28 protein-coding genes and 1 pseudogene are annotated in these 24,753 nt (G+C 33.8%); 10 read left to right on the forward strand and 19 right to left on the reverse strand.

The genetic code is table 11. The annotated features are described in order from the left end of the window. Nucleotides 1-5 precede the first annotated feature (5 nt). Nucleotides 6-1,409, forward strand: a complete 1,404-nt coding sequence (locus C5F50_RS09660) for an MBL fold metallo-hydrolase (RefSeq protein WP_179371145.1) — start codon at nt 6-8, stop codon at nt 1,407-1,409. Nucleotides 1,410-1,612: 203 nt separating this feature from the next. Here C5F50_RS09660 and C5F50_RS13090 read toward each other — a convergent pair whose 3' ends face one another. From C5F50_RS13090 to C5F50_RS13305, 3 genes are all read right to left on the reverse strand, one after another. Further along, nucleotides 1,613-1,789: a DUF7220 family protein gene (locus tag C5F50_RS13090; RefSeq protein ID WP_246282026.1), complete on the reverse strand. Its 177-nt coding sequence runs from the start codon at nt 1,787-1,789 to the stop codon at nt 1,613-1,615. Continuing rightward, on the reverse strand, nt 1,768-1,917 hold the full coding sequence (locus C5F50_RS13095; RefSeq protein ID WP_246282027.1) for a DUF7220 family protein: 150 nt from the start codon (nt 1,915-1,917) through the stop codon (nt 1,768-1,770). Before C5F50_RS13095 ends, C5F50_RS13090 begins: the two co-directional genes overlap by 22 nt. Before the next feature lie 118 nt (nt 1,918-2,035). Further along, a complete protein-coding gene (locus tag C5F50_RS13305) occupies nt 2,036-2,164 on the reverse strand; it encodes a hypothetical protein (protein WP_280924450.1) in 129 nt (42 codons plus the stop codon). A gap of 65 nt (nt 2,165-2,229) precedes the next feature. Between C5F50_RS13305 and C5F50_RS09670 the strand changes: the two genes are divergently transcribed. Further along, on the forward strand, nt 2,230-2,973 hold the full coding sequence (locus C5F50_RS09670; protein ID WP_246282028.1) for an HFX_2341 family transcriptional regulator domain-containing protein: 744 nt from the start codon (nt 2,230-2,232) through the stop codon (nt 2,971-2,973). Here the strand turns inward: C5F50_RS09670 and C5F50_RS09675 are convergent. Beyond that, nucleotides 2,970-3,611, reverse strand: a complete 642-nt coding sequence (locus C5F50_RS09675) for a plastocyanin/azurin family copper-binding protein (protein WP_179371147.1) — start codon at nt 3,609-3,611, stop codon at nt 2,970-2,972. The genes C5F50_RS09670 and C5F50_RS09675 overlap by 4 nt on opposite strands. Nucleotide 3,612: 1 nt before the next feature. Beyond that, nucleotides 3,613-4,101 (reverse strand): HEAT repeat domain-containing protein, encoded by a 489-nt coding sequence (locus tag C5F50_RS09680; protein ID WP_179371148.1) that lies wholly within the window; start codon nt 4,099-4,101, stop codon nt 3,613-3,615. 305 nt (nt 4,102-4,406) lie between these two features. Here C5F50_RS09680 and C5F50_RS09685 point away from each other — a divergent pair, with 305 nt between their 5' ends. Beyond that, nucleotides 4,407-5,072 (forward strand): peroxiredoxin family protein, encoded by a 666-nt coding sequence (locus C5F50_RS09685; RefSeq protein ID WP_179371149.1) that lies wholly within the window; start codon nt 4,407-4,409, stop codon nt 5,070-5,072. Between the two features lie 92 nt (nt 5,073-5,164). Here C5F50_RS09685 and C5F50_RS09690 read toward each other — a convergent pair whose 3' ends face one another. The 3 genes from C5F50_RS09690 to C5F50_RS09700 all read right to left on the reverse strand — a co-directional run bounded on the left by C5F50_RS09690 (nt 5,165) and on the right by C5F50_RS09700 (nt 6,613). After that, nucleotides 5,165-5,527, reverse strand: a complete 363-nt coding sequence (locus C5F50_RS09690) for a hypothetical protein (protein ID WP_179371150.1) — start codon at nt 5,525-5,527, stop codon at nt 5,165-5,167. A gap of 80 nt (nt 5,528-5,607) precedes the next feature. Then, nucleotides 5,608-6,156 (reverse strand): hypothetical protein, encoded by a 549-nt coding sequence (locus C5F50_RS09695; RefSeq protein ID WP_179371151.1) that lies wholly within the window; start codon nt 6,154-6,156, stop codon nt 5,608-5,610. A gap of 1 nt (nt 6,157) precedes the next feature. Beyond that, complete coding sequence (locus C5F50_RS09700) at nt 6,158-6,613, reverse strand: 50S ribosomal protein L15e (RefSeq protein ID WP_179372985.1); 456 nt, start codon at nt 6,611-6,613, stop codon at nt 6,158-6,160. 313 nt (nt 6,614-6,926) lie between these two features. On the opposite strand from C5F50_RS09700, the gene C5F50_RS09705 reads away from it, so the two are divergent. Next, nucleotides 6,927-7,745, forward strand: a complete 819-nt coding sequence (locus C5F50_RS09705) for a CBS domain-containing protein (RefSeq protein WP_179371152.1) — start codon at nt 6,927-6,929, stop codon at nt 7,743-7,745. Nucleotides 7,746-7,797: 52 nt separating this feature from the next. Here the strand turns inward: C5F50_RS09705 and C5F50_RS09710 are convergent, their stop codons facing one another. Then, nucleotides 7,798-8,289, reverse strand: a complete 492-nt coding sequence (locus tag C5F50_RS09710) for a 4Fe-4S dicluster domain-containing protein (RefSeq protein WP_179371153.1) — start codon at nt 8,287-8,289, stop codon at nt 7,798-7,800. A gap of 132 nt (nt 8,290-8,421) precedes the next feature. On the opposite strand from C5F50_RS09710, the gene C5F50_RS09715 reads away from it, so the two are divergent. Continuing rightward, nucleotides 8,422-9,096, forward strand: coding sequence for an HD domain-containing protein (locus C5F50_RS09715; RefSeq protein ID WP_179371154.1), 675 nt, complete (start codon nt 8,422-8,424; stop codon nt 9,094-9,096). A gap of 4 nt (nt 9,097-9,100) precedes the next feature. Here the strand turns inward: C5F50_RS09715 and C5F50_RS09720 are convergent, their stop codons facing one another. The 3 genes from C5F50_RS09720 to C5F50_RS09730 are packed head-to-tail and all read right to left on the reverse strand — an operon-like array spanning nt 9,101 to nt 13,041. Beyond that, nucleotides 9,101-10,975, reverse strand: coding sequence for an FAD-dependent monooxygenase (locus C5F50_RS09720; RefSeq protein ID WP_179371155.1), 1,875 nt, complete (start codon nt 10,973-10,975; stop codon nt 9,101-9,103). A gap of 3 nt (nt 10,976-10,978) precedes the next feature. After that, a complete protein-coding gene (locus C5F50_RS09725; protein WP_218843329.1) occupies nt 10,979-12,163 on the reverse strand; it encodes an electron transfer flavoprotein subunit alpha/FixB family protein in 1,185 nt (394 codons plus the stop codon). After that, nucleotides 12,163-13,041, reverse strand: a complete 879-nt coding sequence (locus tag C5F50_RS09730) for an electron transfer flavoprotein subunit beta/FixA family protein (RefSeq protein ID WP_179371156.1) — start codon at nt 13,039-13,041, stop codon at nt 12,163-12,165. The genes C5F50_RS09725 and C5F50_RS09730 overlap by 1 nt, the downstream gene beginning before the upstream one ends. A gap of 873 nt (nt 13,042-13,914) precedes the next feature. Between C5F50_RS09730 and C5F50_RS09735 the strand changes: the two are divergent. Then, a pseudogene (locus tag C5F50_RS09735) lies at nt 13,915-14,151 on the forward strand (DUF6659 family protein); the annotation flags it as partial. After that, entirely contained in the window at nt 14,148-14,468 is a 321-nt protein-coding gene (locus tag C5F50_RS09740) for a hypothetical protein (RefSeq protein WP_179371158.1), read from the forward strand. The pseudogene C5F50_RS09735 and the gene C5F50_RS09740, both read left to right, overlap by 4 nt. Nucleotides 14,469-14,558: 90 nt before the next feature. On the opposite strand, the gene C5F50_RS09745 is transcribed toward C5F50_RS09740, so the two are convergent. Both C5F50_RS09745 and C5F50_RS09750 read right to left on the reverse strand, forming a co-directional pair. After that, the gene (locus C5F50_RS09745; protein ID WP_179371159.1) at nt 14,559-15,296 is read right to left on the reverse strand and encodes a CbtA family protein; all 738 of its coding nucleotides are present in this window, start codon (nt 15,294-15,296) and stop codon (nt 14,559-14,561) included. 9 nt (nt 15,297-15,305) lie between these two features. Beyond that, a complete protein-coding gene (locus C5F50_RS09750) occupies nt 15,306-15,524 on the reverse strand; it encodes a CbtB domain-containing protein (RefSeq protein ID WP_246282029.1) in 219 nt (72 codons plus the stop codon). An 81-nt stretch (nt 15,525-15,605) separates the two neighbouring features. Between C5F50_RS09750 and C5F50_RS09755 the strand changes: the two genes are divergently transcribed. Beyond that, complete coding sequence (locus tag C5F50_RS09755) at nt 15,606-15,764, forward strand: hypothetical protein (protein WP_179371160.1); 159 nt, start codon at nt 15,606-15,608, stop codon at nt 15,762-15,764. A 35-nt stretch (nt 15,765-15,799) separates the two neighbouring features. Here C5F50_RS09755 and C5F50_RS09760 read toward each other — a convergent pair whose 3' ends face one another. The 4 genes from C5F50_RS09760 to C5F50_RS09775 are packed head-to-tail and all read right to left on the reverse strand — an operon-like array spanning nt 15,800 to nt 20,911. Continuing rightward, complete coding sequence (locus tag C5F50_RS09760) at nt 15,800-16,390, reverse strand: hypothetical protein (RefSeq protein WP_179371161.1); 591 nt, start codon at nt 16,388-16,390, stop codon at nt 15,800-15,802. Further along, the gene (locus tag C5F50_RS09765; RefSeq protein WP_246282030.1) at nt 16,387-18,723 is read right to left on the reverse strand and encodes a hypothetical protein; all 2,337 of its coding nucleotides are present in this window, start codon (nt 18,721-18,723) and stop codon (nt 16,387-16,389) included. Before C5F50_RS09765 ends, C5F50_RS09760 begins: the two co-directional genes overlap by 4 nt. Next, nucleotides 18,717-19,172 (reverse strand): hypothetical protein, encoded by a 456-nt coding sequence (locus C5F50_RS09770; protein WP_179371162.1) that lies wholly within the window; start codon nt 19,170-19,172, stop codon nt 18,717-18,719. Before C5F50_RS09770 ends, C5F50_RS09765 begins: the two co-directional genes overlap by 7 nt. Beyond that, a complete protein-coding gene (locus C5F50_RS09775) occupies nt 19,172-20,911 on the reverse strand; it encodes a type II secretion system F family protein (RefSeq protein ID WP_179371163.1) in 1,740 nt (579 codons plus the stop codon). The genes C5F50_RS09770 and C5F50_RS09775 overlap by 1 nt, the downstream gene beginning before the upstream one ends. A gap of 57 nt (nt 20,912-20,968) precedes the next feature. Between C5F50_RS09775 and C5F50_RS09780 the strand changes: the two genes are divergently transcribed. Both C5F50_RS09780 and C5F50_RS09785 read left to right on the forward strand, forming a co-directional pair. Continuing rightward, nucleotides 20,969-21,895 carry an archaellin/type IV pilin N-terminal domain-containing protein gene (locus tag C5F50_RS09780; RefSeq protein ID WP_179371164.1) on the forward strand — a complete coding sequence of 309 codons (927 nt, stop codon included), beginning with the start codon at nt 20,969-20,971 and terminating at the stop codon, nt 21,893-21,895. A 66-nt stretch (nt 21,896-21,961) separates the two neighbouring features. Next, nucleotides 21,962-23,086: a hypothetical protein gene (locus C5F50_RS09785; RefSeq protein ID WP_179371165.1), complete on the forward strand. Its 1,125-nt coding sequence runs from the start codon at nt 21,962-21,964 to the stop codon at nt 23,084-23,086. On the opposite strand, the gene C5F50_RS09790 is transcribed toward C5F50_RS09785, so the two are convergent. Next, a complete protein-coding gene (locus C5F50_RS09790) occupies nt 23,037-24,713 on the reverse strand; it encodes a type II/IV secretion system ATPase subunit (protein ID WP_179371166.1) in 1,677 nt (558 codons plus the stop codon). The two genes, C5F50_RS09785 and C5F50_RS09790, sit on opposite strands and share 50 nt — an antisense overlap. Nucleotides 24,714-24,753 lie beyond the last annotated feature (40 nt).

Genomic DNA, 24,753 nt, shown 5'->3' on the forward strand with positions numbered 1-24,753 from the left:
TGAGTATGACTTCATTAACTTTCTATGGCGGAGTAAATGAAATTGGAGGAAACAAAATTTTACTCCAAGACAAAGACACAAAAATATTCTTAGATTTTGGTAAAGGATTCACATCTCTAGGCAAATATTTTGAAGAATATTTGGCACCACGTTCATCAAATGGAATTTTAGACTTTATTACAATGGGTTTAGTGCCGGACATCCCTGGAATTTATCGAGATGATTTGATGCTCAGAGCAGGCCGTGAAATCAAAGACCCAGATGTTGATGCAGTACTAATCTCTCATGCCCATTCAGACCATGTAGATTATGCATCATTTCTGCATAGAGATATTCCACTTTACATGGGACAAACTACACAAAACATGATCAGAGCAATTCAAGAACGCTCATCAGGTGCAATTGATAGAGAGATTCTAGAATTCAAATTAACAGGTGCAAAACGAGGAGAACCAAAAATTGCAAGAACTGTAAACACATTTCGTACTGGAGAAAAATTCAATGTTGGTTCATTAGAAATTGAGCCAATTCACGTAGACCATTCCATTCCTGGAGCATATGGATTTATCATTTACACATCTGAAGGCCCTGTAGTATATACTGGAGACTTGAGACGACATGGTTCAAAACCACAAATGACTGAAGAATTTATTGCAAAAGCAAAAGAGGTAAAACCAATTGCGTTGATTGCAGAAGGAACAAGAATTAAAGATGAGCCGACCAATGAGAACGAACAATTAGTATATGATCAATCAAATAACTTGACTGAAAAAACAAAAAATCTAGTTTTTACTGATTTTAATTTCAAAGATGTTGACAGAGTTCAAACTTTTTACAATGTTGCAAAGAAAAATGGTAGAAAACTTGTAATCAAAATAAAAGATGCTTATTTTCTAAAACATTTGGCCTCTGATCCTAATCTAAATTTACCAAACTGGGATGATGAGCATATTGCAATTTACAAGGCAAAATATCGAACAGGAACATATTCTGATTCAGATTATTATGGCGATGATAGAGTATTTGCAACTGCACCTAATGCATTAACTGCAGCTGAAATTGCACAACATCCAGACAAATATCTCTGTGCCATGGGGTTTTTCAGTTTTAATGCTTTGATAGACATGAAACCAAAGTCGGGGGCAGTTTACATACATTCGGCAAGTGAAGCATACAACGAAGAACAAGTTTTAAGCACAAAACGACTTAAAAATTGGATTGAAAAATTTCAAATGGAGCATCATCAGATTCACTGTTCAGGTCATGCTAAAGGTGAAGATCTGATGAGCATGGTAAAAGAGATTGATGCCAAAATACTTTTTCCAGTTCATACAGAATATCCTACTGAATACGTCAGAGTCACAAACAAAATCAATATTGTAGAATTAAATAAAAAATACAATGTTTGAAGGAATCTCTGAAAGATTTTATCAAGAAATTATCAAACAATAGGATAACAGCAATTTACAACAACCCATTTATGTAATTTAAAAACATCATGCAATACATTTACACGGGAATTTGAGATTTGAAGATGACAGTATACTAAAATATGGGTTTCCCAAAAAATCCATTTTTTAATTCTTTTTTGCTACCACAATGTCTACATTTTTCAACCATTATTTTTTCTCCAACGCATTTTTCTTAGTTTTATTCCCAATTTGATGAAATTATCATCTATTCCAAATTTCTCAAAGACTCGTCTCAAAAAATAACTTCTGGTAAATGAAACAGAAGCATAGACAAATGTAATGAGTGAATTTGCAACTAGTGGGTCCCTTGAATCCATCCCATAGATAGTGGTAAAATAACAATTCCAAGTGCATATCCTATTGGATATCCTCCAAATGAGTTGACAAATGCTTCAGACAGGCTCTTTTTGTGAGAGTCAATTGATTGCTTTGGTTCGTTTTTCATATAGGCGCTCTTCCCTAAATTCCAAATCATTTCAAGTTGTAAGGCCAAAAGAATAGTGTGCCTGGATCATGCCATTTTGAATCCCACCATCTTTGCTCAAGCCATTTGTAATTTTCATTTATTCATCTCCATACATCATTGGTTTTTCATTATCATCAAACTCTCGAATTATTCTTGGAAAAAAAGTGGGTTTTGTGGACTCTTCTCCCACTAGATGACTTTTGTGTAATAGTATGATTGATTTCATAGAGTATCTTTGCGACCAGAATTATTATATAACATGTCAATAGTATGCATACTGCACATACTATTATGGCTAAAATTGCAAAATTACGCATCCATATTGCCCCTGTAGGCTATGAAGTGGATAGAATAATCCTTCCTGCAAAGCAAGAAAGAGCAGATAAGGTATGGTTATTGGTCCATGAGAACAAAAGTAATGACAAGGCAGTTCCTTTTATTACAAAAATCATAAAGCAATTAGAAAAGTTACAGATTGAAACAGTTCAAGAATCTCATGATAGACAGGACCTCTTTAAGATAATTCGTGCAATAAAAAACATCATAGAGCAAGAAAAGGGAAATGAAATCTATGTAAATTTAGCATCTGGTAGTAAGATCCAGGCAATTGGAACAATGATGGCATGTATGATGTTCAATGATGATTCAAACATCCATCCATTTTATGTAGAGGCACAACACTATCCAGGATTTGATACAAAGCAACCACTATCTACTGGAATAAAAGAGATTGTCGATGTTCCACCATATTCGATAAAGATACCTGATCAAAAATTAATCTCTGCATTGCAAATCATTTCAGAACATAGCGGTAAATTAACTAAAAAAGAGATGGCAACACTTGCTGAAAATAAAGAAATAATCACAATTAACGCAAAAGAGAAAAATCATTCCATGGCAAGATTTGCAAGCCTAGATAAAAATATCATACAGCCATTAGAAGAATGGGGGTTCATTGTAGTAGAAAAAATTGGAAGAAATAGATGGATAAAAATTACTGAAGAAGGAAGTAACGCGGCAGAGTTTTTACTTTAGTTAACATTTACAATTCCGGTCATCCATGGATGAACCATACAGAAATAGTCATATGTTCCTGCTTCATCAAATGTAAATGGAAAAGTTGAACCAGACATGAATAATCCAGAATCAAACATTCCAGATAATCCTGCATCAGGAGTTCCACTAGTTACAGTATGTGCTGCAGAATCATCATTGCTCCAAGTAACTGTTTGACCAACAGATACTGAAACTTCATAAGGCAAATAACATTCCAATGTTTCTTCACATCCTGGAACTGCTGCACCTGCAGGAATTGAAACTATAGCCATAGGCATTTTTTCTGGTTCTGCAATTGGTTCAGGTGTTACCTCAACTACAGGTTCTGGTTCTGCAACGGGTTCAGGTGTTGCTTCAACTACGGGTTCAGGTTTAGCAATATTACATTCACCAGAATAATCTAATTTAACATCAGCAGCTTTTAGCATACATAAATTACCATAAGTTTCTCCATCAATTCCACAAACGGGAGTATAATCTAAAGTACAAGGAGTTGGTTTTTCTTCAACTGAAACCATTCTTGGTTGTATTACATCATCAGGATTCATTGCAATAAATCCAATAGAAATTGCAACAAGAACACCAACTATTGCTATAATTCCAACTGAAAAGTTCATCTCATCCACCCGTTAACTTTGCAAACTTTTCGTTCTTACTTAACTTTTCCATAAACTCAATATTAGATAATGCAACAACTGCAGATTCTACGACTGGTTTGTCTGGATCGTTTAATGCCTTTTCCAAAGCGTCTTTTGCATCCAGGTTGCCAACAACACCCAATGCGATTGCAGCTTCATGTCTTACAAACATACTTGGATCATGAAGTGTCGCATCAATTAAGGGCGGAATTGCACTAGAGTAGCTCATCTGACCTAGAGAAAATGCAGCCTCATGTCTTACCAACTCATTGTCATCATTTTTTAAAACTTTGGCAATATATGGAATTTTATCTTCTCCACCAAAATCAACCAAAATACAAGTAGCTCTTGTTCTAACTACATAATCAGGATGCTCTAAAAGAGAGACAAAATAATCAGTGTCTTTCTGCTCATATTTTCCTTCCATTTCAGCAAAAAGTGCTAATCGTTCATCAGTTACTACTTGCAATTTGTTTTGAAACTTTGTGTGTCCTATATTAGGTTACTTGAAAAAAATCTAGTAATTTTGATTCAACACAAAAGAAGTCGAAGTCCTTTTGTCACGAAGTGTTTTTTTCTTTTCATCAATATTATCGGAAACTTTCTCACAGATACAATAAATTTCCAAGGAATTTATCGAATTGTTTATTTCAACAATCAAAAATTATGGATTGATCTTTTGCTAGAATCTAGGAATGATTTAAGACAGAAATTCAGTATAAAGAAGAGGCATTCAGCAGTTAGTATTTAATGGAAAAAATATGAGATTGTATTATGAGCGCAGTAATAGGGCAAAAAGTGCCAAATTTCAGGGTTTCAGAATGGGTGCAGGGCGCCCCAACAAATTTCGACCAGGAAAAAGACCACATTGTAGTATTAGAAGTCTTTCAAGTAAATTGTCCAGGATGTTTTATGCATGCACTCCCAGAGGCAATCAACATTTACAACAAATTCAAGGATGATGGGGTCAGAGTTTTAGGTCTTGCGACAGCATTTGAAGATTTTGATAAAAATACATTAGAGAATTTGAAGATGCTTGCAGAAACTGGCGAAGTGATTGGAGAAACAAAGAATGCACTATCAATGCATGGACAATTAAAAGACGGAAACAAACTAAATTACAAAATTCCATTTCCATTAGGGATGGATAATTTAACCAAGACTTCAGGTGAAATAAGCCAAGAAAAAATCATGCAGTTCATTTATCCACAAATTCCTGATTTTGATTCACAGCCGGAGGATTACAAAAATCAAATAATTCAAAGAGTCAAAGAGTATATGAAGTCAAAGGAATACTCTGCTGAAACATTTGAAAAATTTGCATTACAGGGAACCCCATCAACAATAATAGTGGACAGAAAAGGAATTCTCAGAGATGTGTCATTTGGTCAAACTGGGCATATTGAATCAATTATTGAAAAATTACTCGCTGAAGATTAAATCAAAGAATCAAAACAAGAGCAATTGATAAAGCAACAACTACAACAAATCCTTCAATCAGGGCAATTTTTGGATTATCCATAGGAGATCAATCAGGTTTGGTTTTGATAATAGAGTTTGATTACTTCGTCAACTACAACATTAGTGTCTGAATCTTTTTCAGCACTAACTAAAAGTAAATGCTCATCACCAAGATAAAATGAAAATCGCTTGACTTTATCATATTCACCTAGAGTGTATTTTGTCATCCCCAACCATTTTGCCATATCCTTACGTGCTTTCCAATCAATAATTGAAAGATTAACTAATTCGTTTTCAGCATGCTGAGAAAGTAAATTTTCCACTCCCGGTCTAATTCCACCTGCTACACGAACTGCCCATTCATCATACACTGTGGCAAATCGAATTTTAGGATCTGCATCTAAAATTTCTGAGCAAAATTTTTCATAATCCATTGATTGTATGGCACATCTCAAATTATTAGAGTTTTTGTATTAGAATTAGTTTTGCTGAGAAAATAATAAAATCAGATGAATTATTTTTTATTCCTTATTTTCACTACAATTAATGCCATAACAACTGCTAAAAATCCAAGCAATGCAAGCCATCCAAAATAATCAGATAACATTTCTCCTTTTTGTAGAGCAGGTGATTCTATTTGAGGTATTTCTTTGTCTGCTAAACCATCAAGATAACTAGTTCCAAAAATTTCTAATTTATTTTCACCAGAGCCTGTAAAATTCAATGTAATGAAAGAAATTTTTTCATTAGAATTAATTTTTGGAAAATATTGTTGATCATTTAGATAAAATGTAAAATTTCCACCCAAAAGGGTTTGGGGGATTAGTATCTCACCCAAATTATGTTCTAACCCACTGTTAATGAATAGAGACAATCTTTTCTCATCCTTGTCAAAATTATAATCATGTATATTGAAATTAGATATAGTTTCAATTTCAAAAGCATATCCGCCAGTTTGAACATCTAGTCTATTTACTAATCCTGTTGCATCAGACAGTGACTGTCCATATACAGGAGAAATTACAAAAAGTAAAATCAGTGAGAGTAAAAATATTATCTTCAACTTATGCAGTTTGAGGAATTCGTCTGTTTAATTCTTTATCTTGAGCAATTCGTGGGTGTTGCGGATCGGCTAAAATAACTTCAAACCAATAATGTTTTCCATCTTTGTAGATGAAATAAGATCCTAAAAGCTTCATGTTTGGATATCTTTCAAGAACTCTTCTGTTTGCGACAGTTTGCATGTTGTCATCTGCTTTGATTCTTGTAACACCGAGATGTTTTGGTCTTCTACCACCAGTAGGTCTTTGTTTTCTCATACCACCAGTACCAACTCTCATTCTAACAACAATGATTCCTTGTTTTGCTTTGTAGCCTAATCTCCTAGCTCTTTCTAATCGGCTTGGCTTGTCAATTCTAGTAATAGCGTTTTGCTTACGCCATCCAACTATACGTTCACGTAGTTCAGGGGCATTCTCTTTCCAAAGACTGATCCATATTTTGTCTTGATGACTAGGCATATCAGGCATAAAAAAATTCCCTTTAATAACTGTAAATCAGTTGAATTACTCCCTTTAACTACAAGGCGCAACAACCCTCATGGTTACTAATCAGAAATTCTTCAAAGCAATTCACCAAGAATCTACAAAGAAGGCTTGCAAATTCACAACAAATAATTCCCAGATTATGTTCATGATTAGTTACGGCATTCATCCTTAAACAAAATACTGTTTCTTGAGCAATTTTGGTAATTTCAAACACACTAGAGTTTCCCAGAATCGATCATGGTAATTGAAGAGCATTTATTATTACCAAATCAGATTCAGGCAAATAGTGTCACAATTAGAAGAATTAATGAATAGTCCGATAACTACAGGTATAGAGTCCACAATAGCTGATATTGCAAAAATAATGCTTGAAAAAAAAATAAGCAGAGTTTTAGTTACAGAAAATGAAAAAATAACATCAATTGTTACAGAAAAAGATCTAGGATTATTTCTTCTAAAGGACAAATCAGACAGAACGTTACAACAAATACCATTAAGCGAATTGTCAAAGCCAATCATAACAACTTCTCAATCCACAGAGATCCAAGAGTGTGCAAAAATAATGCTTGAAAAAAATATCGGTTCACTTGGAATAGTCTCGGATGATAAAGGTATTGTTGGGATTATAACAAAAACAGATCTGGTAAAAGATTTTGCAAAAAACCATCAGAATAAAAAAATAGTTGGGGAATACATGTCTGCACATTATTTTTGGGTTTATTCTGATGTCAATCTAAGCAAAGTTGTCTCAAAAATGTCAGAGAATAAAATATCTCGTGTGATTGTTAGAAATAAGGAGGAGATCCCCATTGGCATTATTACATTTCGAGATTTATTCAATCTTGTAATTTCTATGGGAATTCAAAGGGATGTAGCATTTCCAAAAAGTTTTGAATCAGAACAAGGATTGGGTAAAACTCTTCAAGCCCAAGAAGTGATGAAAAATGAGATCATTACTTCTAATTATCATGAAGATATGTCAAAAGCATGTCAATTACTTCTTGATAATAAAATCAACGGAGTGGGAGTTTTATCAGATAAAGGGGATTTGGTTGGAATTTTAAGTAAGACAGACATAGTCAAAGCAATTGCAACACTAAACTAAATTTGAACAGTTCTTGAATTTGTACTTACATGACGGATTAAAAGTTTGAAGATTATGTTAATGATGCATTTTCGTGTGCTTCAACATTGCCTTGATCTACTTTGATTGCTTGTGGTGGACAAACAGACACGCATGCCATACACCAAATACAATCATGCTCAAGGATTGGATCTGCTTTGTCAGTATAGTCTTTGCGTTCATCTTTAACTCTACTTCCTGTCCCTTCAAAAGTTTGATCAATGACATCTTTTGCGGGAATGTCTTTTTCTGTTCTATACCACTGAAATACTTGAACTGGACATGCTTCAATACAGGCACCATCTGCAACACAAGAGTCCCAGTCAACGGCTACTGCTGTTCCACTAACCCCTAGAGGAATTTGTTTTTCTCCGTGTGCTTCATATGCTTTAATCACGTTTTCATCTTTAGATGCTTCACCATCTGCTTTTCCAGGACCCCAAATCCAATGAAAATGCTCCCCATCTGAATGATTAATTTTTCCTATTGGCTTTAGACCTTCAGGGAAATTCTCTGCTATAGGCACAATGTATGAAATACAGGATTATTATTTAAATTAAGTAAAACACACTGACATTCTAATTTTTTTACACTTGGTATTTATGCATATCAAAGTTTGTAAGATCATGTTTTTCAATGATGCAGTGATATAGTTACTATGGAAGTTCATTCTGCAACAAAAGAAGATCTTTTGAATATTATTGAAAATGACGCTAAGATTAAGATAGATAGTTTTGTCGAAGGGGCAATAGAATTAGCAGAGGAAGTTCATTCAGGAGTAAAAAGAGAAGATGGAAAATCATCATTTTTAGAAACACATGTTTGGCCTGTAACTATTGATGTGATACAACATTATCAGAAAGTAAACAAATTACTTACAACACTGCAAATTGTTTCAGCTATTTTACATGATGTAATGGAAGACAATGAGAAAATTTTAGATTTGAACGCTTCTAAAGCATATGGATTTGAGGCATATTTTAGACACAGATTTGGAGAGTATGTTTACAACATAGCCATGACTTTGAAAACAAAGCCATTGGAAAATTATTTTGGTACAAATAATGAACAAAGACAAACTGCAAGATTTTTTGAATATTGTACTAATCTAACAAAATCTGCATATGATGTAAAGATAATCAAGCTTGCTGATAGACTAAACAACATGAAATTTATATCTCAAATTTCAGAACAGGGAAAAATAAAGAGATACCTTAGAGAAGCTGAGGACTTTTACATAGCGTTTTCAATCTTTCCTCCAACTGTAAGTGAGTTTTACAGTAAAATGAGAGAAGCTTATGACGAGTTAAAACGCATTAAAGTTACAGTCTGAGTAGTTATCCGTATTTGTAATGAATTCCTTTTTCACCACGGGGATGTCTCCACTCTGTTTCTTGCGAACATGTTCCACAATCCACACATCCTTCATGCTGAATTATGACTTTTCCTCCTTCTTCACTGTAACATTTTGCAGGACATAGAATTACCATTTTTTTCATGTATTCACTTGTAGGATTTAGAACCTTAATGTGTGCAAGACCATCATCATTGTAATTCAAGTTTGCAATTCTGTCTGCAATAGACGGGGTGCTAGGAGAATAAGAAGATGAAACTGTTTTGCCCAATCTTTCTGCCAACTGAATTGGTACTTTGACATAGGTATCTTCTGATTCAATCATTGGTAGTAGTTTATCATATCCAAGGATATTTGCAAACTTTACAGCAATACCACGCATCGTTCCACTAGACATCATTTTTAAAATCGGCCCATAACGAGAACCGATAATGTCTTTTGGCACATCTTTTGCAGCATCAAGGAAGATCTTCAGATAATCCTTGTCAATTTGTTTCATATCAGTAGTAAATGGACTCTCGTCTCCTGATTTTGAATAATGTTGCCCCATACTGTTCTCAGAAAAGTCATTTTTATCAAGAGCCTGTGCCACTGCATTGGCAGCTCTTATACCATCATCAATTCCAACATTAAGACCCTCAATTCTAGGACCAACAAAAACACCTCTTCCTGCTGCATCCCCAATAAATAAGATATTCTTAAAGAACGGTTTTTTCACTCTACATCTCTTTCCATCTGGAACTAACTTTGCGCCATATTCATCCTCAAGATAGTCATCTCCAAAAGTAAGACCAAATTTCTCAGTCAATTGTTCTTCAATTGCAGATACTCTTTTCTCAATGTCTTCAACTGTTTTGTATTTACCTGAACTAATCAAATTATTTCGTCCATCAGAAGATAGAGATGCTTCTCTAATCTCATACCAATTTTTAATTAATTTTGCAACTGCGAAACGAATTCTAAGCTGCTCTTCTTGTGGGAGACTTTTATCAATCTCCGGTTTAATTGGAACCTTATCCTTGATGAATTCACTAACCATGGGATTTTTCAGCAAAGCATCAATCAAGTCGTATGGTGTTGTTGGGTTTGTTAGTTGTGAATCAAAATGATAGACAGCCCCTACTGATAGAGTATCATTATTTGTATAAAGAAATCCTCCACCAATATGATTTAGAGTAACATCTCCTGCAAAAAGATGTGCTGCACCTTCATCTGAAGACACTCCAAATCTTTTGTTGATAATGTCCTCAGGCAATTTTACTATAACTTTGACTCCTTGGTATAGCTGTTCTGGCGTGAATTTTTTTCTAGCACCAACCATCTCTGCAACTTCAGAGTTTACTCCATCTGCTGCAATTATTGCCTTGACTTCAAACTCATCTAGTTCATCAGTTTGAATAATTGATGTACCAGTTTGCTCATTCCATGTAATTGATTTTACGTGAACGCCAGGAATAATTCCACCACCAAGTTTTGTAGCAGACTCTTCTGCTTGTTTTGCAAACCAAGAATTGAGTTTACTCAATAAAACTGAACATCCAAAATTTGCTTGATAGTCATGAGCTGCAGTGAGATCCATGGAGTAGACTTTGTCTTGAGATGTTGAATGTAGGATGTATTTTGTAATTTTTCTCTCAATGGGTGCATCATCAAGGAAATTTTCGTATAATTGCTCTACATTTGTTATTTGCCCTTTTTTGGGCTTTTTAGAATAAAGAATACCTCCAGATAGATTCTTTGAGCCTATTTTTGAGCCTGCCTCTAGAAGAATGGCCTGTTTTCCAAGATGCGAGAGATGTTTTAGAGCAGCAAGACCTGCAGAGCCTCCACCAATTATTGCTACATCATATTTTTCCAAAATTTACTGTACCTCAACAATTTGTATCTGTTTTTTAATTTCTTCAATCAGTAAAGGAATCACATCCTCCATTCGTCCTTTAATGAAAACATCACATTCATTTTTTATTGGTGCATCCTCATCAGGATTAATCCCTACAACAAATCCTGAATCTTTCATTCCCATAACATGTTGCATCGCACCACTAACTCCTGCAGCAACATACAACATTGCACTAGTTTTGTGTCCACTAGTTCCTATCACTCTAGCTGGAATCATATATTTAGAATCTAATGCTTGACTGATTTGGTATGGTTTTTTCGACATTGGTAGTGTAACTCCAATCTCTGCATTCAATTCCTTTGCTAGATTTTCTATTAGTTTGATATTTTGTTCTGGATCATCTTTTATTCCTCGGCCAAAACTAACAATAGTTCTTGGAGTTTCAAAATCAACTTCACTTTTTATTATTTCACGACCAAGTACTTTTACTTTGAGATCTTGAGGGTCAATAGTTGGAGTAAACTCTATGATTTTTCCTTCTCGCAAAGAATCTCGTTTTAATGGCTCAAAGACTCCAGGAATTATACTACAAGACTGCGGATGGTAATCTCTCTTAAAAGCAGGATTTCTATTATCAAGACAAAGAATTGTAGTCCACAAAAAACCTGAGAAATCAGGTCGATACATTTCTAATGTTTTGGCATATGTCTCTTTTGTCCCACCTGTTTTTTGTTGATGCGACATCTCAATGTCTTCAATTACAAGTTTGTTGATGTCCGATGCTAATCCTGATTCTAATTCTACTAATGTGGTTGAAGACAGATGTCTTCCTATACTGTCTGCTGCAAAGAACATGTATCTGGGTCTTTTTATGTCACTTGCATATTCAGGCTCTATTTCCCCTAGTGATTTTGTATCTTGGACAATTTGGCCAATTACTTTAGTGTAAATTGTATTTCTTACGTCTTTTAGTTCAGGATTATCAGCGTAGACTACAGCATCTGCCCCATATTCGATTAATTGTTTTGAGAGATCTTGGACATTATGTCCTAAAATCACTGCAACTACTTTTTCATTTGAAGAATATTTTGTGTTAAAACTATCCATTAATCGTCTTGCCTCCCCAACCATCTCAAGACTTACTGGAAGAAATTCTCCATCTTCGTGCTCAATTACAACATACAAGTGTCGATATTTTTCTGCCATTACTTTATCACCATAGCTGCTAATGCTTCTTTCATTTTTGAAACAACTTTACGGATTTGTTCAGGATCAGAGCCATCAATTACTTCAGCACTTCTTGTAGCAGTGGATTTGGGAACTCGTTCAACCTTATACACTATGGTTGGAGAGCCAGGAAGACCAACAAGAGTTTCATCAACACCAAGTTCTTTTGCATTAAATATTTTAAAATAATCTTTGTAATTTTCTGCACGTTGTGTAGCTTCTTTTTGGTATTTTTGAAATGCTAATCTTTGTGAAACAGTATTGTAATTTGATTTGTATGTAGGATCAATAGAGATGAATACTGGTAATGGTGCTTCAACTTCTTCAATTACACTAGGAAAACCTTGTAAACTAATCAGACGTTTTGCACGAACCATTCTAGTCTCCAAATCTACACTATAACTAATCACATTGCCAAGAAATGTAAATCCTAATTTCCATGCAGTTTGAGGTCCTGTCTGTCCAGTTTCACCATCAGATGCTCTGTGTCCTGAAAATACAATATCCATTTTTTCTTGCATCTTTTCAATTCCAACTCGCAAAACTTCTGCAGTTCCCAAAGTATCAGCTCCTGCAAATAGTCTATCACTATACAGGCAAAGTTCCTCTGCATCAGAAATTTGTTGAGCTTGTTGAAGTGCAAGATCTGCTATTGGTGGTCCCATTGTTCCAATCGAGATTTCGGCATCATACATTACTCTACCAAAAAATGCAGCATGGGCAGCTATTGCACTATGTGGACCCAAAGTATTTTTGGTCTCAGCTCGATTTAGAGTGCCATCTGGATTATAGCTAACATTACCCTCTGAAAAATCAGGTTCTAGTTTTATAATTACAGCAATATTTAGCCCACCCATAACCGAATCTGAGAGGCGATCCTCACTTAAAGTTAACAGAAATGATGGAAATCGTTAACGGGTGTATTTCATGCCTATTCTTTAAATCTGTTTAATGATAAAAATAATCATCGATATTTGTTTAAAAAATAATTCAAACCTTAACAAATTTTTAGAAAATTTTTAGTATGGTTAAGTTCTACTAGCGCACTAATTATCTGAGGCATTGAATTGAGAGATGATTTTGCAGAATATACTAGATGTTCCGAATGTAAAACGCCACTGTTAAATTGTGATTGTAATTGTCCCAGATGCGGCAAAAGAGAAAAATGTAATTGTGAGCTTAGTCCTCTTACAATGAAAAGATAACATCCAAACTAAATGCAGTTAACACCAAGGGAAGTATGACCAACAAACTAGATTCTCTTAATTTTTCGTTCATCATGTTAATAGTCAAAAAAATACTTAGCATGATTCCCAAATTGAAATTCTTTTGTAAGACACTGCATGACAATGCATTTGGAAAAGATTTGGAAACGAGGTTAAAGGTCATTCTTGTATACTAGAAATATGGATTGGGTATTGTTACAAAAAGAAGAAAAAGAATTTGATGCAATAAGTTGTGCTATACAGGATATTCAGATTTGTTTGAATTGTGGTTCAGAAAATATCATTATAATTAATAATAAAATCCAGTGTAAAAACTGCGGTAACATAAAATCGAGATGCGAGGATTAGACATATTGTCTAACATAATCTATAATTATCATAGACTCTGCCAAGATGTAAAAAATTTAGATAAGAGAATTAAATTTGTAGGGGTAATAAATGAGAGAGGAAGATTAGTAGCATCTAAAATTAAAAAAACACGTACATCTTGTCAACCAAAAAGATGAAGAAATGTTGTTTATGGAATTGGCTTTACGAGTTAGGATGAGACAAGAGTTTGAAGATCGTTTAGGCAAAGTAAAGTATTCTATGACAGTAAGAGAAGGCAACATTGGGATGAATTTTCCAATAAAAACAGATTTTCTGTATGTTGCAACAGAGCCTAATGTAAATTTAATAGAACTACCTCTCAAAATCATTCAAACGATTAACAATCAAAGAAGCTCAAAAGTGATTTTATGAATGCTCAATTCATTGACAGAACAATTAGAAAATGGAAGACACGATTGTTTATCAAAAAACCTGTATTTTGGACTACGGATTTTAAAATATGGAAACAACTAGGGGGAATAAAGATCAGATTTAACTCAAAACAAGTTTGGGGATCAATTCATACTCCTCAAAACATAGTTTTTATAAATTTAAAGAAGAATGGAACACAAGAAGAACTTGAAGATACCATAATTCATGAATTAATTCATGCAAAATATCCAAAACTTTCTGAAAAAAAATTAAAAGAGAAAATTGTTCGTATTACAAAAATCAAATATGCAGATTGAATCCTTCGAGGCTCGAATCTTTTTGGGTAGATTTATTCATTCATTAAAAACTAGAACGAAATTTGTAGATTTAGAACAAAATTAAAAAATTTAGTTTCTTTTGACCGTTTCAGAAATCTGAGAATCCGGTCTAAATTTATGCCAAAATATTCCTAAAATGACAGCTATAGATACCCAAAAAACACTAACTGCAATAACTGACATTGCTCGAAATCCATTTACCAATTCCATCGGAGCAGTTATCTCATCAGGGTTTTGAGGCATTAATGCAAATGCGATTCCAATAAAAACGGCATAACCTGCAAAGGCCAAAACTTTGGAATTTGATTTGAGACGTTTGTATAGTTGATAAAATCCAACTACTCCAAATCCAGAAATTGCAATAAAGGATAGATACAGTATTGCCCTTAACACTACAGTTTCAGGATCTCCAACAGTTGGAGGGTTTGCAGGGTATTTCAAAAATGGAATAAAGTAGATAGACAACCACATTATTGCAGCAAGTGTAAAAGTCTTTTTTAGATCATTTCTTCCAGGTAATGAATTTCTAGAGAGTGCGTAAACTATTCCAAACAATGCCCCCATCGATGTTCCTAATATTGCACCAGCTAAAACCTGTCCGCCTTTTTGCCAATCACGATAACCATCATATTCTACCCAAAATTGTGGAGTGTCTTCTTCTTCACCTGATGCAAATAGATTTTGATTTTCAATTCCAATGGCTTGATCAAGATATGGCTCCACTATGGCAAGGTTTGCCATTCCATGAATGGTTCCTGCTAAGGCACCAGAAACCAAAACAATTGCTAAAAAGATCAATGTGTTCATATTAATCACTTAATGGCAAGGAAATCCTGCTGCATGTCGCATATCATGAGTTAGTTCATGAATGTAAAGATCTTCAAATGCTTGTTCACCTAAAACAATACTGAAGATATGCCCCTGATCATAACCTACAAAAAATAATCCGAATACAAAAATTGCTGCCAAAAATACTATTGCAAAAATTGGGATTGATGATTTTGAAACTGCAATCTCTTTTGATTGTGACAACATTGATGTAAATTAACATCCAATACTTATACTGTTGGATGTTTTATCCAATTAATAAGGTATAGGCATGAAATTTATGAAGATATGAAAAAAAAGAAAGTAATTCCACGATTATGTTTTATCAACATAGAAAAAATTTTTGGATTTTGGCATTTTTACAAACTGGTAAAATCAACATCACAACTAATTGATGCAAATATCTATTCAAAACATAAAAAACAACAAGTATGTTTTTCAAGTTAATGAGTCCAAAAAAACTGTAAATTGTGCATAGATAGTTACAGACAGTTGTTCTTCAAATCCAATTCATTATCTAAAATTGCCATTTTAGTTTGAACAGATTTTGCTTTACTAATTTGATTTAGAACTTCAGTATTTGTAATATTGAGGTTTGATATAATTTGCCTTAGATTGTTCCGAAACATATCATTTCTTTCTTTTAGCTGCCAGATTTTATTTTCACCATCTGCTGCATCTATTTCTTGATATAATGAATCTACATTTTCTTCAATCTTTTTGATTATTTGTTTTAGTGTATCAATTAATGTAGCACATGAATTTATGCTGTTTTCAAATTCAGGAATTTTATATATTGTTTTGAAAACTTGTTTTTCCATTTCTTGTTTAGGATTTTTTTTAGCAATTTTAAATGAATCGACTACTTTTTTTAAATATATTTTCTTCTCATTTGTGAGAGGAATGTTTTCTGCTAGATCAATTTTTATGTCTTGTAATTGTTCCTCATTGTCTGGATTGTCTTTTTCAATTCTATCGAGAATTTGAATTAAAATTTGTGTTTTATCTTGTTTTTTTTCTTTTTTTGAAAAAAACTCCAATCCTTTTGATAATTTTATTCCAAGATTAATCATTCTTTAAGTAACTCCAACAGATTATCTTCATCTGATTTTTCCTCTACTTTGTTTTCAGCCTTTTTTCTTTTTTTAATTGTCATAAAGGCAATTCCACCTACAGATAGTCCACCAATCAGAAACAACACAGTGTAATCATCTTGATAAATGGGACGAGTCTCTATGTTATCATCCACATTAAAAATGACTTCTGATTCCTTGTAGGGAAGATTTTCCCACCCTACCAATTTCTTTTTGAATAAGATATAATCGTCCTTTGTATGCTCTGCACTGATTCGGACTTCCTCTTCTTCCTCATAACTACCAGAACCTTGACCTTCATGAACTGTAACGGTATATGTGAAAATGACAGGTTTTATCTCTTCTTGCACATTTGCATTTGTTTTGATTGGTGCCCCTTTTACTGTAATTGTGGATTTTATTGGAACTGAGTTTTTGTCATAAAAGATAATATCATGTGTTCCTGTCTGATTAAAATAAAACAAATCATCAAAAGTCCCCATGTTGGCAATTGATGAAACCTTTAGGGTGGATTTTCTCACAGGATTTGAATTCAAATCATCTATATGATTTACAATTGGGAATGTTTCTCCCGGATAGACATTTCTAGGATGGTATGAAACTAGAATCTTTCTATCTGGATTATAAATTTCCAAAGTGTCTTCTGTTGTAAACGCATTTGATGCAACATGTATTTTGGGTTCATCTTCCAACAGTTCTGAAATTTTCCCCTTAATAGTAATTACAGATTCACTTTCTCTTATCACTTCAAAATCAAATGACGGACGTGATGTAATACTAATGAGATTCCCTTCTTCTTCTGCATTAGTAATGATCTTCTCTTGAGAAGAGCTTATCAAAAACAAGTCTTGTTCTGTATCAAATATTACTGGTAGTGTTACAATGTTTAGCTCAGGATTTTTTACATATTTACCTGATGTTTCGATGCTAATTTCTTTACTTTCAGCCTCATTTCTTTCAGCAAAAACTACAGCATTTCCAAAATCCATTACTTTTGCTTTTATAATTTTATAATTTTTGTCAGAATTTATGATTTCTGTACTTTTTTCTAATTGTAGTTTATTGTCTGAAAACAATGTAAACTCCTCACCATCTTTTTCTATCACTGGACCATCATCAGAGAAACTTGAAACAATTATCTCTACAGTTTTGTATGCAGGATCTGGAAACGCGTATACTTTGGTCTCAGTCGTACGTGCATTAGTTGATTTTTCAGTACTTGTTGAAAATATATTGGATGCTTTGATAGTCTCTTCTTCTTCATCTGAGGATATGCTTTCTGCCAAACCACTGATTTTAATTCCTCCCACAGAGTCAAAACTAGAATATGCCGTCAGTCTTCCATAATGATTTCCCTTTTCTAGAGTGAATGTTCTTTGAGAATCTTGTGAGAGTTGAGATTCAGTCCTGGTGATAATTTCTTTAGCATCAGATGATGATGTACGCCTCTCCCCAGATGTGTTAGGAGTCAAAACAATTGCTCCTTTCATTGCAGAATCAAATGAAAGATTTGAGCTTTTGTCAATAGATATTGTAATTTTAACATCGTGTGATGGAATGTATGGTTTACTGTCTCTTTCCAGCCAAAAGTAGATTTCTCCAGAAGAATCTGTCGGAATTGGATCTGGACCCACAGCAATTTTGAGTTCTATTTCATCAAGGTCTTCCAGGCTTATCTCTTCTTCATCTGGAAGTAGATTTTGTGCTGATGCAGAGATAGACCCTTCTCCCTGAGCCTTGAATTGGAATTTTACATAATGTTTTCCAGGTTCTATTGTAACTGATTTTGTCGGGAGTTCTATTTCGCCATTACTAGTCAACATCACAGGAACACTTTCTTTTGCAGTCACTGGGTTTTCAAAATCATTTAGTAAGAATACGTAACCTGTATGAATATTATCATCAGCCAAAACATTGACTAATTCTGATGGCAAAATAAGATCAAGTTCTGTAGGGGTATCAGCAGACTCTACGACATTGACATGTTCTTCTAACAAAATGTCTTGAGATATGGCAAAAATCTTTGCATTTCCTGAACCGGTGGTTTCAAACTGGATTAATCCATGATGTTTTCCTTGAGGAATTGTTATTGTTTCTGTGATAATTTTTAAAACTTCTTCATTGTCAGTTATGATATCAAATGTAGTGTTTTCATTAGTTACAGTATCCAAAATTATTATACCGGGATATTTTTCTTTAAGTAATATTTCATCAGGTGCCCAAAGTGTTGCTTGAAGTTCACCATTTACAGAATTTGCATATCCTGTAAATACAAATATTACCAATAATAAAATGGTAATTACCTTCAACATATTCTAAAACTCACATCCGCAGGTATAACACATTTTTTTCCAAGATCTGTAACAATTAAAATAATGTCTGAATCTGAATTTGTAATGTCAATAGCATCAGTAACAAACGAAATGTTGTTACCTGCGTTAATTGAACTATTTTTTTCTCCTTTTCCAATAATATTATGAGTACTATTGTATACAATGTAAGACTGTATCGAAATTGTATCGCTTCCAATATTATCTATTGGTAAAACATATTGACCATCAGTCAAAGTTGGTGTAGATGTAAAGTTTAATCGTGCATTGTTTTTATCTGAAACTTTTTGATTGGCAACAAGTGATGTGCTAATTAGATTTGTTTGTGCAGAGCTAAGTTCCAGATATGCAACTGACACAATACCAAAAACAATTATTATTCCAATTAATGAAATCAAGCCTCCCACTGCTCGTCTTTTTTTAAAATTCATCAAAAACTAATTCCTCCAAGAATATTATTAAAAATATTATCAAGATTCAAATCAATTCCAGAAAAACTATCCATCATGATTACGGAAATAATTGCTATTATTCCAATTACAACTACTCTCCAGGTACTGTAAAATGAGAAATCGATAGCTTTTGATATGACAAAAGCAGATAACATACTACTTGTTATGATCAAGGTTTTTGTCATTTCTAGGAATTGAGGAGTTATAGTTACAAGTTCTGCAAAGTTTGTATTTAATCCAGGAGTATCTACAAATTGATTTCCAATCTTGCTTGATGATGCAAATGATGAGGTATCAAATGAATCAACAATTCCTGAAATCATGGATGCAGTAAATGCCATTATTACAGGAGCTGCAAATATCACTATTGTGAGCATAGAGATTGATGATTTACCCTCCTTGACAACTTGCTTTGCTGTTGTAATGAATCGAGTTACTGTTTCTAATGTTCTTGGATTTCCACCTCCAAATTCTGCCACATATCCTAACAAGTAAAAGGAAATTTTGGTAAACCAAGAGCGAAACTGTACTGCTTTTACACTTGCAATAGGTGCAATTCCATTATCTAATAATAGACTGACCTCACCTAATCTCTTGTTGAATGTGGAATTGTATAGATTTTCTTTTGATAGATGAATAATTGCAAGAATGATGTCATATCCTATTTTCTTGTATTCGGTCATGTCCCTAAGAAATTGTGGCAGTGATTGTTCAGAACCGCCAATCTCCTTTGTCTGCCTTCCAACAATTATAGCACTGATGATTGAAGGTATTAACAATCCAAGTGCAATTGCAAGCCATACTTGTTCATAAATAAGGTATGTAAGAGTGCCTGTTGTAATTCCTATCACTACAAGCAATACGGTTGTTCTCGGATGAAGACCAAGCACATTGAAGCTGGCAGGTTGCATTGATGAAATTGCAACTCCCATAAGTATTGAAAAAAGAGGAATTCCAACTGTTGCAAGAATAGTAACTTGTTCCATTGAACCACCAGGCAACACGAAAGATGAAACCATAATCATGATTGGTAAAATTATCAACAAGGTCACCAAAACTTCTACTATTGTACCAACATTGTTTGTATACGCTTGATATCTATCTTTTAGATTTGTAAAAAATTCTTCTGCTCTTGATTCCACATACAAGGAAAGATCACCTCCACTTCTCCAGATACTTGTATATCCCAAAAGCAGGTTTTTGAATTGGATACTTTTATGAGTTCGGCCCATCTCTTCTAACGCTTCCATTTGAGAAACACCGAATTGTTCTACGTTTCTTTTTAGAAGAAATGCCTCTTTTTCTATTGATTTGAATAGTCCTGTTTGACCAAATAATTGGAAACTATCATACATGCCAATTCCAACATTTTGCAAAACAGATGCGAATATAACAAATGACGGTAGTTCCTCCTCTACTTTTTTCTTTCTTTCTTTACTTAGACTAGATTGTTGAATCTTGGGATATGCAAAAATCAAAATTGAGACTAAATTAAGTGCAAGAAAAATTGGGGAGAATATAATGTAAAGAAATATGCTTACTGGGGCCAAAACTATTGCAGAAATAATAATTGATTTTCTTAGTATTTCAAGAAAGAGCAGTGTGTCAAGAGGTTTTCCTGAAAACAACACATCATTGTTGATATCCTCAAAAACAGAATCCCATGCAGAACTTATACTAATTTTTAATGATGATTTTTTCTGAATTTTTTGACTCATTCAATACATAGACTCTAAATTTTCGTTATAAGGAAAATTACAGATAATAAACTAATAATGACAAACAACGAACAAAAAAAGTTCGCACTCAAAAGACGTCGTGCCATTAGTCCAATTTTGGCAGTGATAGTACTACTTGGAATTACTGTAGTAGCAGGAGGACTAGTATTTTCAGTCTTCTCAACTTCTGCAACTACAGCAAGTTCAGCAGATGTTATTGCTATCCAAAATGTTCAGGCAATAAAAGGTACAGGTCATGCAGACATTACTGCAACTGTCAAAAATGCAGGAGGACAACCATGGACCAAAATAGAAATGACTGTTTCAAAATCTGAACTCAGTGAGCCAATTCTTTACGAATCACTGCACGAGGTTTTCCAAGGATGTGATGGAACACCTGATGCAAGTGGCAATTGTGCAGAGGGAGATGCCAAAGAAAGAGACAATCCTATGAGAGCTCAATGGTTAGGTTCCCTTGATAAAACTGGTGGAACCACTGGTGAGGCCGATAAAGGTGAAGGTATTGCAGCAGGAAGAAAACTTGTTTTTGAACCAAAAGACAGCTATAGAACCATCAAAATATTGAATGGGACCTCTGTAGGTGAAGCATTTGGGGTAAAAGCACCATCAGCAACATACACAGGGGATCTTACAGCATGTACATTAACTTCATCATGGAGTAATGGATGTACTGCAACTCTCAAGGAATTGGATTCTAGTGTGGGAGGCAATATTGCCTGTAAATTAACCTCAGATTCGGTTGATGGTGAATGTAAAGCATATACTCATCAAGACATCACAGGTAGTCCCATAGGTACAGGTCAGTCAGTCTACTTTTATGCAGATGTCTTTACTAATGAAATTACTGGTCTCAATAACCAAGTAGTTAGAGTAGGAGATAACTTAGTGGCCAACATCTTTGCGACAAATGCAGATGGAGGAGAAACTAGAGTGCAAACCATAATCAAAGTAACGGGTGTCTAACCCTATTTTTTATTTTTTAATAATGACTAGTCTGAATAAATTTATAGAATTATGTCCGGATTAAAAATGAACAAAAAAAGAACAGTATTTTTTATATTATCATTTATGATTTCTACATATTCATTTCCAACTATTTATGGAGAAATGATAGGAGAGGATTTAGGAAGGATTAATGATCTAATTGTTTCTAATTCTGCTATTTATTTTTTTGAATACCAACCAAATAATGATTCTTCAACATGGAATTATGACACATACATCATGAAGAGTGAAGGAAAAGATATCAACCAAGCATCTAAATCATTATTTATCTATCCAACTGAGCTAAACGATTTTGAAAATGATCTTTACTTTGCTACCCTATCAGATCAATGCTTGGGTATAACAATTTGTGATTACCAAGATATAATTAAAATGTCAAAGACTGATGGAAGTTTTGAAAAAATCGTGATGGATTTAAAATCAGCCATCCACATTTCATTAAATGATAAAAAATTATTTGTGTCTGAATCAAATGGGAAAATTTGGGAAATTTCTCTTGACGGACATGAAAAAAAATTACTTTATAGTGGAAACAACATCATCATGGATATTACTGCTCATGGAAATTCGGCATATTGGATTGAAGAAATTGAGGACCAAAACAACAGAATACTGGGAATTACAAATGAAGAGGAGCCCAGAATAATAGATGCCAATCTAAAGATCCCCTATGATCTTAGAGTGGAAGATGGTATTTTGCATTGGAATGAGATTTCAATCATGCCCACTAGAGGCACTATTGCGGAATTTACAGAGTTAAAGACTTTTTTCAATAATTCTGTGGAAACAAAATCCGAATTTGAGAATACATCCCCTCTTTCTAAAGATAGAGTATCTTATGGGCCATACAGAGTTTATGGGGATTTTCTGTTCTTGGTAAACAATACACAAAATAATTCAATCATTCATTTGTTAAATTTTAGTAACAATACAAAATATAACATCTCCACAGTAACAGATTATGACATAAAATTCCTTAGAAATGACATGTCAAATCTATATGTAGTTGGAGTAAATGATAGTGGGTTCATCATAGAAAAATTTCCATTACTGGTAAATGTACCGGAGTTTCCAATGGTCATGATATTCTCAGCTATTATTATGGGCCTAAGTTTGACAGTTGTTTCGCGGAAATTTTTTCATTACTGAGTTCGCCTAAAGATTTTGTAGCTAGTACAGATACATATCTCTCTAATGGATCATAATAGAATTTTTCAAGTTCTTCTGAAACCTTACTAAATTCTGTAATATTGTTTTGTACCATTCTCATAAGAAAACACATTCTGGTGATTAATTGATTGGTAAGATCTTCTTTTGTCCATCCATTTATCATTGAAACCTCGCGAAGTCTCTCTGAGTTTTTCACAAGCTCTTCTACCCCCTCAGGAAAGAATTGCATCTCTGATGCATCCCAACCCATGACTTTTTTTAGCTCAATTTTGTCATCTCTTGGCACTATTTCTGTAATTTCAGTAACCCGTCGGACAATCTTTCCATCTGGTGTAACAAGTCTATTTTGTTGCACAATGCTTGAAATCAACATCTGACCACTCAGATGTACATTCATTGGGGGACTTTTCATCCTAACTAGCGTTGCACTTGCATCTGATGCATGAAAACTAGTCAACCCTCCGTGTCCTGTAGCTACTGCTTGAATGAGTGATGAAATTTCTTCTCCCCTTACCTCACCTACCACAATATAATCAGGACGTGATCGAAGCGATAGCCTGACAAGTTCATTCATTGCAACTTCATATTTGTCAGAAAGTATGCTAGAACCCTTTCTTGTGATTAGACGTTGCCAATGAACATGCCCCATTCTAAGTTCTGGAGTGTCTTCAATGGTAGTTATTTTCATTTGTGGGTTAATCAAAGAAGTGAGTGCGCCTATGGTTGTTGTTTTTCCAGCAGCAGTCGAACCAATAATTAAAACAAAAGCTTTAGAATCTAATAATGTCCAAACATATGCTGCCATAAGTGGGTTTAATGTTCCCATCTGCAGTAATTTTGTAATTGTTAGTGGTTTTTTACCAAATTTACGTATTGTAAAATTAGGTCCTGGCAAAGATACTTCTTTTCCAAATGTGGCAGCTATTCTATGTCCTTCTTTTGTCATACTATCAATATAGGGAACTGCTGCAGTCATACTTTTTCCAGTTCTTTGAACAAGTTTTTGGACAAAAGAGTTTGTAGCCTCTATACTGCCAAAACTAATGTTGGTATCAAGTATACTATATTCACCAAATTTTTTATGAATTATTCCAACTGGACTGTCAAAATTCTCCTCAAGAATATCTTCTAAATTATCATCTTTCATCAACACATCAATTATACCATAACCAAATGCATCTCTCATTACATAGTACAACAATGTATCCAGAATTGGAATGATATGTTTTTCCAATTTCATCTTCTTTGCTATTTCAATTATTTTCTTTTTTAGATATATTCTAGTTGATAGATCATTTCCAATTTCAGAAGGCAATGAAATGTAAAGAAATTTCATAATTTTTGTATAAATTGCCTTACCAACATTATCTATTTGTGGTTCATCGATAAGATAATGCATCTTACCTTTCTTATCCTTGCCGATGTATACCCTACATAGTCCTACATTATAATTTGCAAAGATTTCATAATCTAGAATATTTTCTATTGAAAGATTTACAAGCTGAAAAATAAATTTTGATTTTGTTTCGCTGGAAGGAGAAAAGAATGATGAAATCTTTTCAAAAATTGAATCATTTCCTCTGGCATCGATGTTTATTTTGCCCATCTTTTCTCAATTAGAATTGTTTTCTTTTGCTTATATGCAA

The sequence above is a fragment of the Nitrosopumilus ureiphilus genome (genome assembly GCF_013407185.1).
Classification (GTDB): domain Archaea; phylum Thermoproteota; class Nitrososphaeria; order Nitrososphaerales; family Nitrosopumilaceae; genus Nitrosopumilus; species Nitrosopumilus ureiphilus.

What these genes read in the sequence shown, in the direction of transcription:
- C5F50_RS09660 (WP_179371145.1), top strand. Translation starts at nt 6, where the DNA reads ATGACTTCATTAACTTTCTATGGCGGAGTAAATGAAATTGGAGGAAAC.
- C5F50_RS13090 (WP_246282026.1), bottom strand. Translation starts at nt 1,789, where the DNA reads ATGGATTCAAGGGACCCACTAGTTGCAAATTCACTCATTACATTTGTC.
- C5F50_RS13095 (WP_246282027.1), bottom strand. Translation starts at nt 1,917, where the DNA reads ATGAAAAACGAACCAAAGCAATCAATTGACTCTCACAAAAAGAGCCTG.
- C5F50_RS13305 (WP_280924450.1), bottom strand. Translation starts at nt 2,164, where the DNA reads ATGAAATCAATCATACTATTACACAAAAGTCATCTAGTGGGAGAAGAG.
- C5F50_RS09670 (WP_246282028.1), top strand. Translation starts at nt 2,230, where the DNA reads ATGGCTAAAATTGCAAAATTACGCATCCATATTGCCCCTGTAGGCTAT.
- C5F50_RS09675 (WP_179371147.1), bottom strand. Translation starts at nt 3,611, where the DNA reads ATGAACTTTTCAGTTGGAATTATAGCAATAGTTGGTGTTCTTGTTGCA.
- C5F50_RS09685 (WP_179371149.1), top strand. Translation starts at nt 4,407, where the DNA reads ATGAGCGCAGTAATAGGGCAAAAAGTGCCAAATTTCAGGGTTTCAGAA.
- C5F50_RS09690 (WP_179371150.1), bottom strand. Translation starts at nt 5,527, where the DNA reads ATGGATTATGAAAAATTTTGCTCAGAAATTTTAGATGCAGATCCTAAA.
- C5F50_RS09700 (WP_179372985.1), bottom strand. Translation starts at nt 6,613, where the DNA reads ATGCCTAGTCATCAAGACAAAATATGGATCAGTCTTTGGAAAGAGAAT.
- C5F50_RS09715 (WP_179371154.1), top strand. Translation starts at nt 8,422, where the DNA reads ATGGAAGTTCATTCTGCAACAAAAGAAGATCTTTTGAATATTATTGAA.
- C5F50_RS09725 (WP_218843329.1), bottom strand. Translation starts at nt 12,163, where the DNA reads ATGGCAGAAAAATATCGACACTTGTATGTTGTAATTGAGCACGAAGAT.
- C5F50_RS09730 (WP_179371156.1), bottom strand. Translation starts at nt 13,041, where the DNA reads ATGGGTGGGCTAAATATTGCTGTAATTATAAAACTAGAACCTGATTTT.
- C5F50_RS09740 (WP_179371158.1), top strand. Translation starts at nt 14,148, where the DNA reads ATGAATGCTCAATTCATTGACAGAACAATTAGAAAATGGAAGACACGA.
- C5F50_RS09745 (WP_179371159.1), bottom strand. Translation starts at nt 15,296, where the DNA reads ATGAACACATTGATCTTTTTAGCAATTGTTTTGGTTTCTGGTGCCTTA.
- C5F50_RS09750 (WP_246282029.1), bottom strand. Translation starts at nt 15,524, where the DNA reads ATGTTGTCACAATCAAAAGAGATTGCAGTTTCAAAATCATCAATCCCA.
- C5F50_RS09755 (WP_179371160.1), top strand. Translation starts at nt 15,606, where the DNA reads ATGAAAAAAAAGAAAGTAATTCCACGATTATGTTTTATCAACATAGAA.
- C5F50_RS09760 (WP_179371161.1), bottom strand. Translation starts at nt 16,390, where the DNA reads ATGATTAATCTTGGAATAAAATTATCAAAAGGATTGGAGTTTTTTTCA.
- C5F50_RS09765 (WP_246282030.1), bottom strand. Translation starts at nt 18,723, where the DNA reads ATGTTGAAGGTAATTACCATTTTATTATTGGTAATATTTGTATTTACA.
- C5F50_RS09770 (WP_179371162.1), bottom strand. Translation starts at nt 19,172, where the DNA reads ATGAATTTTAAAAAAAGACGAGCAGTGGGAGGCTTGATTTCATTAATT.
- C5F50_RS09775 (WP_179371163.1), bottom strand. Translation starts at nt 20,911, where the DNA reads ATGAGTCAAAAAATTCAGAAAAAATCATCATTAAAAATTAGTATAAGT.
- C5F50_RS09780 (WP_179371164.1), top strand. Translation starts at nt 20,969, where the DNA reads ATGACAAACAACGAACAAAAAAAGTTCGCACTCAAAAGACGTCGTGCC.
- C5F50_RS09785 (WP_179371165.1), top strand. Translation starts at nt 21,962, where the DNA reads ATGAACAAAAAAAGAACAGTATTTTTTATATTATCATTTATGATTTCT.
- C5F50_RS09790 (WP_179371166.1), bottom strand. Translation starts at nt 24,713, where the DNA reads ATGGGCAAAATAAACATCGATGCCAGAGGAAATGATTCAATTTTTGAA.